Annotated in this window: 13 protein-coding genes and 1 pseudogene; 4 read left to right on the plus strand and 10 right to left on the minus strand. The window is 68.6% G+C overall.

Going from position 1 to position 13,012, the window contains the following annotated elements:
• Positions 1-13: 13 nt before the first annotated feature.
• From ACLQ3C_RS09415 to ACLQ3C_RS09425, 3 genes and pseudogenes are all read left to right on the plus strand, one after another.
• A pseudogene (locus ACLQ3C_RS09415) lies at positions 14-697 on the plus strand (hypothetical protein); the annotation flags it as partial.
• Complete coding sequence (locus tag ACLQ3C_RS09420; RefSeq protein WP_425704790.1) at positions 694-843, plus strand: hypothetical protein; 150 nt, start codon at positions 694-696, stop codon at positions 841-843. The pseudogene ACLQ3C_RS09415 and the gene ACLQ3C_RS09420, both read left to right, overlap by 4 nt.
• A 66-nt stretch (positions 844-909) precedes the next feature.
• On the plus strand, positions 910-1,164 hold the full coding sequence (locus ACLQ3C_RS09425; protein WP_425704791.1) for a hypothetical protein: 255 nt from the start codon (positions 910-912) through the stop codon (positions 1,162-1,164).
• 27 nt (positions 1,165-1,191) lie between these two features.
• On the opposite strand, the gene ACLQ3C_RS09430 is transcribed toward ACLQ3C_RS09425, so the two are convergent.
• Genes ACLQ3C_RS09430 through ACLQ3C_RS09445 form a run of 4 tightly spaced genes read right to left on the minus strand, consistent with a single transcriptional unit; the run spans position 1,192 to position 6,037 of the window.
• Positions 1,192-3,051 carry an ABC-F family ATP-binding cassette domain-containing protein gene (locus ACLQ3C_RS09430; RefSeq protein ID WP_425704792.1) on the minus strand — a complete coding sequence of 620 codons (1,860 nt, stop codon included), beginning with the start codon at positions 3,049-3,051 and terminating at the stop codon, positions 1,192-1,194.
• 32 nt (positions 3,052-3,083) lie between these two features.
• Entirely contained in the window at positions 3,084-4,301 is a 1,218-nt protein-coding gene (locus tag ACLQ3C_RS09435; RefSeq protein WP_425704841.1) for a lipase family protein, read from the minus strand.
• 22 nt (positions 4,302-4,323) lie between these two features.
• Positions 4,324-5,283 (minus strand): 4-(cytidine 5'-diphospho)-2-C-methyl-D-erythritol kinase, encoded by a 960-nt coding sequence (locus ACLQ3C_RS09440; protein WP_425704793.1) that lies wholly within the window; start codon positions 5,281-5,283, stop codon positions 4,324-4,326.
• A gap of 31 nt (positions 5,284-5,314) precedes the next feature.
• Entirely contained in the window at positions 5,315-6,037 is a 723-nt protein-coding gene (locus ACLQ3C_RS09445; protein WP_425704794.1) for an HAD family hydrolase, read from the minus strand.
• Positions 6,038-6,161: 124 nt separating this feature from the next.
• Here ACLQ3C_RS09445 and ACLQ3C_RS09450 point away from each other — a divergent pair, with 124 nt between their 5' ends.
• Positions 6,162-7,169 (plus strand): TIGR03557 family F420-dependent LLM class oxidoreductase, encoded by a 1,008-nt coding sequence (locus tag ACLQ3C_RS09450; protein ID WP_425704795.1) that lies wholly within the window; start codon positions 6,162-6,164, stop codon positions 7,167-7,169.
• A gap of 15 nt (positions 7,170-7,184) precedes the next feature.
• Here ACLQ3C_RS09450 and ACLQ3C_RS09455 read toward each other — a convergent pair whose 3' ends face one another.
• Genes ACLQ3C_RS09455 through ACLQ3C_RS09480 form a run of 6 tightly spaced genes read right to left on the minus strand, consistent with a single transcriptional unit; the run spans position 7,185 to position 12,989 of the window.
• Positions 7,185-7,661, minus strand: a complete 477-nt coding sequence (locus ACLQ3C_RS09455; protein ID WP_425704796.1) for a cupin domain-containing protein — start codon at positions 7,659-7,661, stop codon at positions 7,185-7,187.
• Between the two features lie 40 nt (positions 7,662-7,701).
• Positions 7,702-9,102 (minus strand): amidohydrolase family protein, encoded by a 1,401-nt coding sequence (locus ACLQ3C_RS09460; RefSeq protein ID WP_425704797.1) that lies wholly within the window; start codon positions 9,100-9,102, stop codon positions 7,702-7,704.
• Positions 9,099-9,716, minus strand: a complete 618-nt coding sequence (locus ACLQ3C_RS09465) for a pyridoxamine 5'-phosphate oxidase family protein (RefSeq protein WP_425704798.1) — start codon at positions 9,714-9,716, stop codon at positions 9,099-9,101. Before ACLQ3C_RS09465 ends, ACLQ3C_RS09460 begins: the two co-directional genes overlap by 4 nt.
• Positions 9,713-10,486, minus strand: a complete 774-nt coding sequence (locus tag ACLQ3C_RS09470; protein ID WP_425704799.1) for a creatininase family protein — start codon at positions 10,484-10,486, stop codon at positions 9,713-9,715. The genes ACLQ3C_RS09465 and ACLQ3C_RS09470 overlap by 4 nt, the downstream gene beginning before the upstream one ends.
• Positions 10,483-11,814 carry an FAD-binding oxidoreductase gene (locus tag ACLQ3C_RS09475; protein WP_425704842.1) on the minus strand — a complete coding sequence of 444 codons (1,332 nt, stop codon included), beginning with the start codon at positions 11,812-11,814 and terminating at the stop codon, positions 10,483-10,485. Before ACLQ3C_RS09475 ends, ACLQ3C_RS09470 begins: the two co-directional genes overlap by 4 nt.
• Entirely contained in the window at positions 11,814-12,989 is a 1,176-nt protein-coding gene (locus tag ACLQ3C_RS09480; RefSeq protein ID WP_425704800.1) for an ABC transporter substrate-binding protein, read from the minus strand. Before ACLQ3C_RS09480 ends, ACLQ3C_RS09475 begins: the two co-directional genes overlap by 1 nt.
• Positions 12,990-13,012 lie beyond the last annotated feature (23 nt).

Raw genomic sequence — 13,012 nt, forward strand, 5'->3', positions numbered from 1 at the left:
CGACTTCTCCCCGCCGTCGGAGGCCGGCCCGGTGACCGGCTGGACGTACTCGGCCTCGCGTTGCTGCCCCCTCGGCGTCGTCGCGTTGGCCTACAGCCTCTCCGAGGCAGGCGGCGAAGGCGGCTTCGCAAGCGTGTCCGCGTGGCTGCCGCTGCTGATCGGCACCGTTCTCATCGCCGGGTTCGTCAGGCATTCGCTGTCCGCGCGGCGCAAGCCGCTCATCGACGTGCGACTCTTCGCGCGGCGAAGCTTTGGCCTCGGCAGCGTCATCACCTTCATGGCCGGGTTCTCGACATATGCACTGACCCTGTTGCTACCGCTGTTCTACCAGCAGCTTCGCGGCGAAAGCGTGCTTGCCACCGGCCTCCTGCTGATTCCCCAGGGCGCAGGGACGATGCTCTTCTTCCTCCTGGTCCGGCCGCTCGCCGCCAAGCTCGACGGCCGCCTCGTTGTTGCCGGCGGAATCGCCTTGACGATGATCGGCATCCTGCCCTTCGCCTTCGTCGGCCTCCACGGAGGGGAACTCTTGCTGCTGGGCGGTCAGCTCCTGCAAGGCATCGGGTTCGGTGCCGCCATGTACCCGGTCATGACACTCGCCTTCGGCAGTCTCAGTCATGCTGAGATCCCCAGCGGCAGCGCGGCTTTCAGCGTCGTCCAGCGGTCGGCGCGCCGTTCGGCGTCGCCGTCATCGCTGTGATTCTCCAGAGCTTCCTGGACACCGCCCACACTCCGGAGCAGATGCTCGCCGGGTTCGCAGGCACCTTCTGGTGGGCCTTCGGTCTCAGCGCCATCCCCCTTGCCCTAGCCTTCCTCATCCCCGGGAAGCGCAGCGAACGTGTGTGAGCGGGACGCGGCGCCCGGCACGAACGAGCTCGGCTCCACCTAACCTCGGCACGCAGGTAGGCGACGGTGTCGGCGGCGACGCGCTCCCCGTCGCGCCAGAACGTCGGCTTACGGCGCGGGACCGGACCGGCGTTGGCGCCGGGCGAGGTCGAACAGATGCTCGTCCTCGGCCTCCTCGAGCTGCAGTGCGCGCGAGACGCCGGCGACGGCCTCGTGCGCGCCACCGGCATCACCCTCACCGACGACGAGATCGGTGAGCTGGCAACCCTCGCCGACGCCGCGGACGTGAACACCCGCGGCAGCTGGGAACACGCGATGTGAGGCGGCGGCCGGTACCGACAGGTGCGATCACTCGATGGCCTCGGCAGCCTCGAGCCAGGCCACCTCGGCGGCCTCCTGGTCCGCGATCACCTGGCGCAGTTCGGCATTCAGCGTCACCAGTCGGTCCGGGTCGGTGGCCGCCGCGGCCAGCGCCGCATGCAACTCCTCCTCGCGCCGGGCGAGTTGGGTCATCTGGCGCTCGGCCCGATTCATCGCCTTGCGCGCCTCACGGTGCTCGGCCGCACTCACCGCAGGCTTGTCCGTGGTGGATGCACCGGCACCGGCCGCCGCCTGCGACAGGCCCACCTTGGACGATCCCGAACCCGAAGTGCCACCGCGCATCTCACGTCGACGCTCGAGATACTGGGCGATGCCGCCGGGCAGATTGGTGAGTTTGCCGTCACCGAACAGCGCCCACGTCGAGTCGCAGATGCGCTCGATCAGGTAGCGGTCGTGCGAGATCACCACCATCGTTCCCGCCCAGGAGTCGAGGAGGTCCTCGAGCTGCTGGAGGGTGTCGATGTCGAGGTCGTTGGTCGGCTCGTCGAGCAGCAACACATTCGGTTCGGACATCAGCACCCGGGTCAGCTGCAGTCGGCGTCGCTCCCCACCGGAGAGATCGCCGACCGGGGTGCGCTGGCGGGCCGGTGTGAAACCCAACCGCTCGGCGAGCTGAGATGCCGACAACTCCTTGTCGCCCAACATGATCCGTGCCGCGACTGACTCCACCGCATCGAGCACCCGCTGATCGGGGTCGAGATCGTCGAGTTCCTGACGCAGCCAGCCGATGGAGACGGTCGTGCCCTGCACGCGGCGACCGGGCGCGACGTCGACCTCGCCGGCCAGTGCACGCAGCAGCGTCGTCTTACCGGACCCGTTGACGCCCACCAGACCGATCCGCTCACCGGGCGCCAGCCGCCACGTCAGACTGTCGAGGAGCACCCGCCGCCGGTGATCGTCCGGTTCTTCGGATTCACCACTGCCGCCCGGGGTTTCGATGTGGGCGTCCTCGAGTTCGATGACGATCCGTCCCAGGCGCCGGCGCGCGAACGCCGACAACGTCACCGTGTCCCGCGGCGGCGGGACGTCGCTGATGAGCTGCTCGGCGGCCTCGATCCGGTAGCGCGGCTTGGAGGTGCGCGCCGGCGGCCCACGACGCAGCCACGCCAGCTCCTTGCGGGCCAGATTGCGTCGGCGCTCCTCGGCGGCGTCGGCCAGCCGCACCCGCTCGGCACGCGCGAACACCCAGTCGTTGTAGCCGCCCTCGTACTCGTCGACGCGGCCGTCATGCACCTCCCAGGTGCGGGTGGCGACGGTGTCGAGGAACCAGCGATCGTGGGTGACCACGACGAGCGCGCTGCGGCGGTTGGCCAGATGCTCGGCCAGCCATCCCACGCCCTCGACGTCGAGGTGGTTGGTGGGCTCGTCGAGGATCAGGACGTCGGCGTCGGAGACCAGTGCCGCGGCCAGGGCGACCCGGCGGCGCTGCCCGCCGGACAGTTCGTCGACCCGCGCGTCGAGCAGTCCGTCGACGCCGATTCCGGCAAGGACACCACGTACCCGCGGATCGCCGGCCCACTCGTGGACGGCGACGTCGGGACCACCGACCACCACCTCGGCGACGGTTTTCCCCGCGGGCAGCTCACCGCGCTGGGTGACGGCCGCGACGCGAGCCCCGCCGGCCCGCGACACCCGGCCGGAATCGGGTTCGACGATGCCGCCGAGGATCTCGAGCAGCGTCGTCTTGCCGCCGCCGTTGAGGCCGACCACACCGATCCGCTGGCCTTCATGCACCCCGAGACTGACCTCGTCGAGCAGTTGGCGGATGCCGAAGCTCTTGCTGATGCGGTCGGCGTTGATCAGCGCAGATGGGGAGGCAGGTGACACCGGTAGACGATAACAACCGCGGGCGCGACCGTTCAGTCCCGCCCGAACGCAGCCGCCGCGGTGTCCATCACCTCGTCGACGGAGTCCGCGACGACGCCGGTGTGGTCGGCGCGGGTGTGCGTGTGCAGGTCGACGTCGGTGCCCGCGGCCTGCATGGACCGGACCAGGGCCGCGGTCAGCGGGAAGGGGACCACCGGGTCGAGCAGTCCGTGGTCGATGCGGATCGGCACCGGGTAGCCGCTCGTCGGCACGCGCGTGTAGTCGGCCAGCGCGGCCGCGAACTGCTCGCCGCCGAGCACCGAACCGAGCAGCGAACCCGGCGCAACCGAGCGCAGCGCCTGCGACACCTCGCCGTTGCATTCCGAACGCGCGAGGTCGAGGAAGCGCTTGCCCGCGGAGGTGAGGTGATCGGTCACGTGCAGGTCGGGACGGGCGTGGTCGAGGCCGGCGAGTATGTAGAGGTAGAGGGCGCTGACCGTGTTGATCCGCCCCAGGCTCGGCACGTCGGGGGTGAACGACTTGGTCAGCACCCCTTCGATGCCGGAAGCCGGTGCGAGCGCGAGGATTTCACGCAGCCGCAACTCCGGCGCGTAGCCGGGCGCCTCGTGTCCGGCGAACAGCGCCGCGTGGCCGCCCTGCGAGTGGCCGGCCGACACCCACTCGGTGCCCAGCGAATGCTCGGCTGCCCGCGCAGCGCGGATCATGTCGATCACCGAATGCGCGGCGGCCCGGCCGCCGAGGTACTCGGACTCCCCCGCCGACCCCAGCCCGGCGTAATCGGTTGCGGTGACGGCATATCCACGCTTCAGCGCATCGATGACGGGGCGCTCGACGCCGTCGCCGCGGCGGGTGCGGCTCGGTGCGCACTCGTCGGCGATGCCAGTGGTGCCGTGCGCCCACGAGAAGATCGGCCACCCGTCGGCGGGTGCGTTGCCGAGCGGAACGTAGAACACGCCGGTGGACAACGCCATTCGGTTGTTCTGGTCGCGCGTCACATAGGTGACGCGTTGTCCGGATGCGGCACCGGGCGGCAGGTCTGTCCGCGCGATCGCACTGCTCGACAGCACCCGACCGGCGGCCGGGCCGGCCGGGGCCGGGATGGCCGTGTCCGTGGCAGGGGTTGCCGGGGTCGTGGTGGGAGCGCCTGCTGCCGCCGGGGCCGCGGAGGTCGGCGCGGCGACGGCCGACGCGGTGCCGGCCGTCGCGACGACGAGTGCCGTGGTGAGCAACGGCAGCAGTCGGCGCCGCAGTCCTCGGCGCATCATCGTGCCCTCATCGGCCCGGGGTCTGCCGCGTCGCACCGCCGACCGGCCCGGCCGCGGTACGCACCGAACGGGCCACCCCGGCACCGGAGAGCTCGGCGGCGACGGCCACCGCGGCGTCGGCGTCGGCACACAAGAACGCGCACGTCGGTCCCGACCCGGAGACCATGCCGCCGAGCGCGCCGGAATCGATCCCGGCGCGCAGCGTGCGACGCAGACCCGGCTGCAAACTCAGTGCCGCCGGCTGCAGATCGTTGTGCAGCAGCGGCGCGATCTGTTCGGGACGCCCGGCGGCGAGAGCAGCCATCAGCTCGTCGGGTCGCGGGTTCTGCTCGGGAAAGGTCTCGGAGTGGTCGGCGCGCAGCCGGTCGAGCTCGTCGAAGACCGCGGGGGTGGACAGGCCCTCGCGCGCGAAGGCCAGCACCCAATGCAGCTCACCGCGGGCCAGCATCGGCATCAGTTGCTCACCGCGGCCCGTACCCAAGGCGGTTCCGCCCTGCACCGAGAACGGCACATCACTACCCAATCCGGCGGCGATCTCCAGCAATTGCGCGCGCGGGATGTCCAGCTTCCACAGCGCGGCAAGGGCGACCAGCGCGCCGGCCGCGTCGGCGCTGCCGCCGGCCATGCCGCCGGCGACGGGGATGCGTTTGACGATCTCGATCGTCACACGTGGATCGCGGTCGGCCCACTCACCGAGAGCGCGGACCGCCCGGACGGCCAGATTGTCGTCGCCGAGCGGGACCTCGGCGGCGTCGGCGCCGCGCCCGCCCTCGCGGCGCAGCGTCACCTCCAGGGTGGCGGCTTGCGCGACCGTCACGTCGTCGTAGAGCGAGAGCGCCTGATAGACGGTGACCAGGTCGTGGTAGCCATCGGCACGCAGGGGCCCGACCCCCAGGTGCAGATTCACCTTGGCCGGTACGCGCACCGAGACGGCGTCGGAGATCACCGAAAGGGATGCGGGGGACACGGCTATACAGAGTAGTGAACCGCCCGACCGGTCACGGCCGCCAACCCTCGGTGACCAGCGCGGCCACGTCGTCGACGACGCGGACCGCACCCGCGTCGAGCAGCTCCGCGGCCGCCGACCCGCCCGTCCGGACGCTCAGACACGGGATCCCGAGCGCCGATGCCGACGCCACATCCCACACGCTGTCGCCGACCAGGATCGCCGGCCCGCCACCCGCGCGTTCGAGCGCGACGCCGAGGAGATCCGGCGCCGGCTTCGACGTGTCGGCATCGTCGGCGCTGGTCACCACGTCGACGTCGGACCGCGAGATGCCGAGGATCTCCAACGCGGTGTCGGTGAACTCCTTGGCGCTCGACGATGCCAGTGCCACCCGGTACCCGGCGCCGGTGAGCATGCGGATCAACTCGGGCGCCTTCGGCAGCACGTACGCTTCGCCGACCAGTTCGCGATAGCGTTGCGCCCACTCGTCGCGCAGCTGATCGCCCAGCGAGTCCTCGACGTCGGAGCCGCACACCTCGCCGACGAGTTGGTCGCCACCCATCCCGATCGCGCGATGGATTCGCCACCATTCCGGATACAGATCGTGACCGGCGAAGGCCCGCTGCCACGCCAAAGCGTGCAGATGATTGGAGTCGAGGAGGGTACCGTCGACGTCGAGGAGCACGGTGTTCACCGGCCCATCATCGGAGCGCACCTCACCCGAGGTCGCTTCGTCGGGCGCATCGGAACGCCCGGAACCTGCCGTATCGGCCATCGGATCCACCGTCGCTTTCTTCGGGTCGAGAGCTTTCTTCGGTCGAGAGCTTGAGGGTCTAGAACATGGCCCAGCTTTCACCGTGTCATCGATTCCAAACGCCATATCGAGTCAGGAGCGAATTATGGAGACACGATTCGGATACACCCTCATGACCGAGCAGGCCGGTCCCCGACAGCTGGTTCGCGACGCGGTCGCCGCCGAGGAGGCCGGATTCGACTTCGAGGTCTCCAGCGACCACTACTTTCCGTGGCTGTCGTCGCAGGGGCATGCACCATACGCGTGGACGGTGCTCGGGGCGGTGGCGTACGCGACCGAGCGCGTCGGGTTGATGACGTACGTGACGTGCCCGACCATCCGCTATCACCCGGCGGTCATCGCCCAGAAGTCCGCGACGCTGCAACTACTCGCCGAGGGTCGGTTCACTCTCGGACTCGGCGCCGGGGAAAACCTGAACGAGCATGTCGTCGGCGCCGGCTGGCCGGCCGTGGGCGAACGGCAGGCGATGCTCGCCGAGGCCATCGAGATCATCCGCGCCCTCCACGACGGCGGATACGTCGACCATCGCGGTGAGTTCTTCCAGGTCGATTCGGCGCGGATCTGGGATCTACCCGACGACGGCGTACCGATCGGTGTGGCGGTGTCCGGTCCGCGCGGCATCGACGAATTCGGTCCGCTCGCAGACCATCTCATCGCCACCGAACCGAATGCGGAATTGATCGAGCACTGGAACGCCAACGACGCGACGACCTCGATCGGGCAGGGTGACGCCGAAGCACTGACCCGCGCCATCGGGCAGATCCCGATCAGCTGGGACCCCGACCGCGACACCGCCCTGGCCCGGGCACACGATCAGTTCCGCTGGTTCGGCGGCGGCTGGCCGGTGAACTCGAACCTGCCGACGACCGCCGCCTTCGCCGGAGCCACCCAATTCGTCACACCCGACGACGTGGCGCAGGCCATCCCGTGTGGCCCCGACCTCGACGCCATCGTCGACGCCATCCGCGCCTACTGGGAGGCCGGATTCACCGATATCGCGCTGGTGCAGATCGGCGGCGAGAGCCAGGAAAGGTTCCTCGCCGAGGCGGCCGGGCCGCTATTGGAGAAGCTGCGGTCGGCGGCGGCCGGGTAGGCGGCGCGGGCCTGCTCAACCGGTGTGCGGGACGTCGGCACCGGCGAGTACCGCCCGGTCCGCGTCGGTCAGCGCCGTGGGCGTACCGGAGCGGATCAGTTCCTCGAAACCGTCGTCGTTCTCCATCACCGTCACCGAATAGAGGCGTTCACTGGTCGAGGTGTTCTCGATTCGATGCACCGACCCGGCGGGCAGCACGATCACCGAACCGGCACGTAGGCGGACCCTGTGCCCGTCGCTGTGCGCGAGACCTTCGCCCTGCAAGACGACGAACGTCTCCGTCGACGCCACGTGAGAGTTGTCGGGTTGCGACCCGCCCGGCTCCCACACCTCGAAGCACACCGTCGTCTGCGAGCCCGAGGTCCGCGGACCCGACAAGACCGCCAGCGCCACCGTGTCGTCGGGACTGATGCGGTAGGCGACGACATCGGCGATCGTGGTGGTCGTCGGCGGGGCGGCGACGCCCGCATCACCGGACAACTGCTTGATCATCGACTCCCTGACCACCGGACGATCACCGGACATTGCTTGATCACCGGACATGAGACCACTGCCCCCGTTCCGGTCGGAGATCGATTGCCGGATACACCCCGGCCGCACCCGCGCATCTGACCATGCGTTCGGCCGACTCGATATTCGCCTCGTCCCGCAGCGCATCGGGCACGCCGCGCTGCCAGGCCACGTCTCCCCCGATATACACCGAGACGAGGTTCCGCTGTCCGCACGCGAGCACGAATGTCGCGACGGGATCCCAGATCGGCCCCAGGTGGGGCTCACGGGGATCGACGACGATGAAGTCCGCGTATTTGCCGGCTTCCAGCGAACCCACCCGGTCCGCCACCCCGACCGCGGCCGCCGAGCCCATGGTGTGCAGCGTGAGAACATCTGCGGGCGAGAGGATTCCCGGGTCGGAGCGCACCGCGCGCTGCATGTACAGCCCTGTCCGCATGTTCTCGAACGGGTCGGAGATGTCGGTGCACGACTGGTCGTCGACGCCGATCCCGACCCGCACTCCACGGTCGAGCAACGTCGGCACGTCCGCGATGCCCGAGCCCAGTCGTCCGTTCGACATCGGCTGCCACACCACGCCGCTGCCGGTGTCGCAGACCCGCGTGACCATGCACTCGGTGGGGTGGACGAAGTGTCCGAAGGCGAAGGACTCCCCCAAGCAGCCGGCCGCGTCGTACCAGTCGAACTTGGACTGCTGGATGTCGAGCTGCTCGGCGGTCTCCACGAAATGCGCCTGGTTGGTGATCCCGTAGCGCGTCATGAGTTCTCGTTCGCGCTCGGCGGTGATCGGCGACGACGACCACTGCACCGACCCGTACACCGAACCACCGAGATTCGCCGGCGTGTCGATCGCCCATACGTGGCGCATCGCCGCGTCGAACCCGTCGAAGGCTTCGTCGGCGGAGAGTTGTTCGTCGTCGAGCCGAACGCTGGTTACCGACCGGATGCCGGAGCGATGCACACCGTCGACCTGACGTGTCACGAAGTCGGGTCCGTTCACGCGCTCGGCACGCAATGTCGATGTCCCGTAATCGAACACGGCGACGACGCGCGACTGGGTGAAGTTGTACACGGAGGTGATCCCGGCCGCGAGGTGATCGAGCGCCCCGGCCAGCGACAGCCAGTACAGGTCCTCCGGATCGGCGTGCGAGAGCATGTGGCTGTTGGCGCTGACCCACTCGTAGAGCGGGCTCGACGCCGCGACCCCGCGCATACCGCCGGTGAAGATGTGGCTGTGTGCCGAGACGAATCCCGGTGCCACGAAACAGCCGTCGAGATCGTGGTACTCGTCGGCGCCCGGCGGTGGCGTGCCCTCACCGATGGCGGCGATGCGTCCGTCGCGCACCGCGAGCCATCCATGCAGCCACTCCCGCACACCGTCCACGGGCAGGATCACCGCGTTGTGGAAGACGGTCTCGGTCATCCCGGTAGCACCTCCGTGTTCCATGCGCCGGAGTCGTTGCACCGAAACGCTATTCGTCGCGACGGACCGTCGGGATCGCCACGCCAGAAGATGATCTCGCGTGGGATCAGGGCGTAGCCGACCCAGGTCGGCGGCGGGTCGAGCTCGTCGTTCTCGGCATCGAATCGTGCCCACGCCCGACGACGCTCCGCCGGCGGCCGATGTGCCAGGTCGGAGTCGTTGCGCCAGGCCAGGATCTGCAGGTAGCGGGAACGCTCCCGATAGGATCGGAGCGCCTGTTCCGGTTCGGCGACGCGCAGGTCCCCGTGCATGACCAATTGCCGCCCGGCGGCCGGCCATGCCAGCGCACACGCGCCGCGCGGCGCCTGTGCGATCTGCGCAGCCTTCTGTGACCTCGAGTCGGTGTGGAAATAGACTGCGGTGGCGTCGGATTCGGAGAGCAGGACGTGGCGCACCCGGGGATATCCGTCGAGGCCGACGGTGGCCAGCGACATCAGGGGCGGCGCCGTGAGCGCGGCGGTCCGCGTCCACATCCCCACCAACGTCATCGGATCGATGTCTTCCTGATCCTCTGGGGCACAGTCGGTACCGAAGTCGGTGGTACTGGTGATCATGCGTGCACCCGCCCGGGATCGAACACCGCGACCTCGGCGAGCCCGGCCACCAGTTCGTCCACCCGGCGCTCGAAGAGCTCGGCCCCGATCTCGGCGCTCGCGTCGGTGGGGTCACCCACGACGCCCGACTCGTCGAAATCGGTGGACAGCCAACCGAATTTGATGGCCGTGCCGAAACCGACATGGATGTTGTCGGCGACCGCATGCGGTACCGCCGCCACGGCCTTGTCCATCTGCACCAGGTCGGGGCGGACGTGCAGCATCATCGACGTCTCCGCCCAGCCTGCGTGGATGCCGAGACCCCGCTCGGTCGGGCCCGGCGTCGGTGGCCCCGACGAGAAGAAGGTCTGCAGATCGAATCGGCGGCGCAATTCCCGCGCCGCGACCTCGATCAACGCCGAATTGCCGCCATGAGCGTTGATGATCAGAAGCCGGCGCGCCGGCGTCGACGCGATCGCCGACCCGAGATCGACGAACGTCTCCCAAAGGGTCGTCGCACGTAGCCACATGGTGCCCGGCAATCGCGCGTGCTCGTCGGATTTGGTGTAGGCCAGCGGCGGCAGCAGCCACACGTCGTGGCCGGCGTCGGCGCCCCGGTCGACGACCGCCGAGGCGATCGCCTCGGCCATCACCAGATCGGTCGACAACGGCAGGTGCGGACCGTGCGGTTCCATGGCGCCGGTGGGCAGAATCAGCACCGAGTCGCGGGTCAGCACCTCCCCGACCTCCGACGTGGTCAGATCACCGTACCGGCGCGTCGTGGTCGTCACATCCACCTCCCAGGATTGAGCAGCCCCATCGGATCTGTCCGAGCGGCAATCGCCTTCACCCGGTCGGCGTCGAGATCGACATACCACTGATGCGGCGAGTGCACACCGACCCCGAGCGCCTCCAGCTCCGGCACGCCCGCCACGACCTGTTCGGGGCTGTGGTAGATGCCGTTGAGCATGCCGAACATCATCTCGTGTCCCATCTCCAGGTGGAGCATGCCGCCCTCGTAGACCTGCTCCACCGCGTCGAGTGCGGTCACCAGCGCGTCACCGCGAACCTCCATGTGGAAGTACCTGTCCGGGTGCGCTTTCTGCAGCCACCACGTGGGGTGGTTGTAGGACAGTGCCGACATCTTCACCGTCTGCATGATTCCGTCGCGGACTGCCTCGACACGCCCGCCGGCCGCAGTGAGGCGATCACAGACCTCGTCGACGCACCGGGCGTCGAGAAGAGCGCGGATGCTCGCCCGCCCGCGAACCAGCGCCGGATCGCTCGGCAGGGCGTCGACCACCTCGGCCCGATCCGCCGACAACAGCCGGGGAGCCGGGTCGAACGTCGAAAGATCCAGTGCCGCAGTGAATGCGTTGTGGTGATCGGCGAAGCTCACGTAGATGCTGCGCCAGTCCTGCAAGGGTTCCACTCGTACGCGCGCCCCCACGATCACCCCGGCCACCCCGTAGGTGTGGACCAGCGGTTGCGCGTCATCGCCTTCCAGATGCACAAGTTCCGCGTCATCGGTGGCGTACACCACGTCGAGCGCTTCGACGAAGCCCTCGTGGTTGCGGCCGTGCACGATCGTGCCCGTCCCCGCCGAACCGCCGGCGAGGAAGCCACCGAGGGTGGACTGCACCGTCGACGGATACATCCACAGCTGTTTGCCGTTGTCCCATGCGAATTGCTCGAGTGTGACCATCCGGGCACCGGCGAGCGCGGTGATGGCGCGATCGTCGATGGCCTCGATCGCGGTCAGCGAGGTCATGTCCATCACCAGACCACCGAAGCGCGGTACGACCTGCCCGTAGTTTCCGGTGCCCTTACCCCGCGTGGTGAGGGGCACACCGCGGCGCACCGCGGCTCGGACGATGTGCGGGATCACCTGTGGTGTACGGGGATAGCACACCAGGTCGGGCCGGCCGAGATCTTGCGCCGAGAGGATCGGACTCATTCCCGAGCCGTCCCGGGACGCGCGTGCGATGGCCCGCGGCAGCGAGCTGACACCGCGTGGGCCGAGCAGGGCGAGGAGATCGTCGGCGAGTGCCTCGACCTCATCAGGCCCGAAGTCCGGGCGGCCCTCGTCACGGTGCGTGCCGAAGACCGGCGCCGAGATCACTGGATCCCCACCGAGGTGTCGATGAACTCGTTGGTGGCGACCTTCTCCGGGGTGAGCCCGTCGGCGATCGGGGTCTTCTGCTGAGCGTAGATCGGCGCGGTGATGTCGATGATCCGCTGCACTCGCGCCGGGTCGAAGTCGCCTACCGTGGCGTTGTCGGTGCCGTTACCGATCAGCTTGAGACTCTTCATGGTCTCGTCCGCGTACTGGGCGTTGCGCGCCGAGTAGGTCCAGCCGGTGTTGTACTCCTTGACCGCGTCGAGGATGACCTTGTTGGCCTGGTCCGGCGACGCCAGGTAGTCGGCCACCCCGCGTTGCAGAACCGGCACCAACTTCTTCAGACAAGCCGAATCCTTCTGCAGATCACCGGAACGCACCGAGATCGCGGACTTGTAGGTGGGGAAACCGACATCGTGGAGCAGTTGATACTTGACCGGCTTCTTCCATCCCTGGACTTCTTCTTCGTAGATCTGCGGCTCGGCGCTGGCATAGCCCTGCTGGGCCTTCTTACCGCCTGCCGCAACGAAATTGGCGGGCGTGCCGTCGTAGCTGGCGTCGGTCTGACCCTTGTCGAGAATCCCGGCGCCGGTGAGGTAATTCATCCACGTGGTGCCCTGGAAGTACAGCACGGTGGCGCCGGTCTTCTTGAGATCGGCGATACCGTGCACCTGCGGGTAGGTCGCCGGGTCCCACATGATCATCTGCGGCGAGATGTCCAGCGGCGCCATGACCGCGGTCACCGGATTGGTCCGCGACAATTGGACGGCCTGGTCGGTGTCGACGTATCCGAGCATGATCGAGTCATCGGAATACATCTGGGCGGCCACCGACTGATTGCCGATCGCCGGCCCGCCCGCCCGGATCTCGATGTCGACGCCTGTGTACGCACCGTGATCGAACAATGGACCGACAACCCTCTTACCCGATGCATCGATCTTCGGATTCGGCCCGAGCAGCTGGTACAGGTGCCCGTGTTCGGCCTCCGGATACCAATCCGTCTGGACCACCACCTTTTTGGGACAGTTGGCGCTGAGGTCGACCGGACCGATCGAGCCGGTGTATCCGGAACCCTCGGATGAGGCCGCACCGCCGCATCCGGCGGCGGTCGCGACGACGGCCGCGGCGGCTGCCGCCGCCAACAGGGCCCGGGTTCGTGCAGAGTTGATCTTCATGACTTCCTTGCTGTCAGGTGGGT

The organism is Gordonia sp. DT30, assembly GCF_049844915.1.
In the GTDB taxonomy this organism is placed as follows: Bacteria; Actinomycetota; Actinomycetes; order Mycobacteriales; family Mycobacteriaceae; genus Gordonia.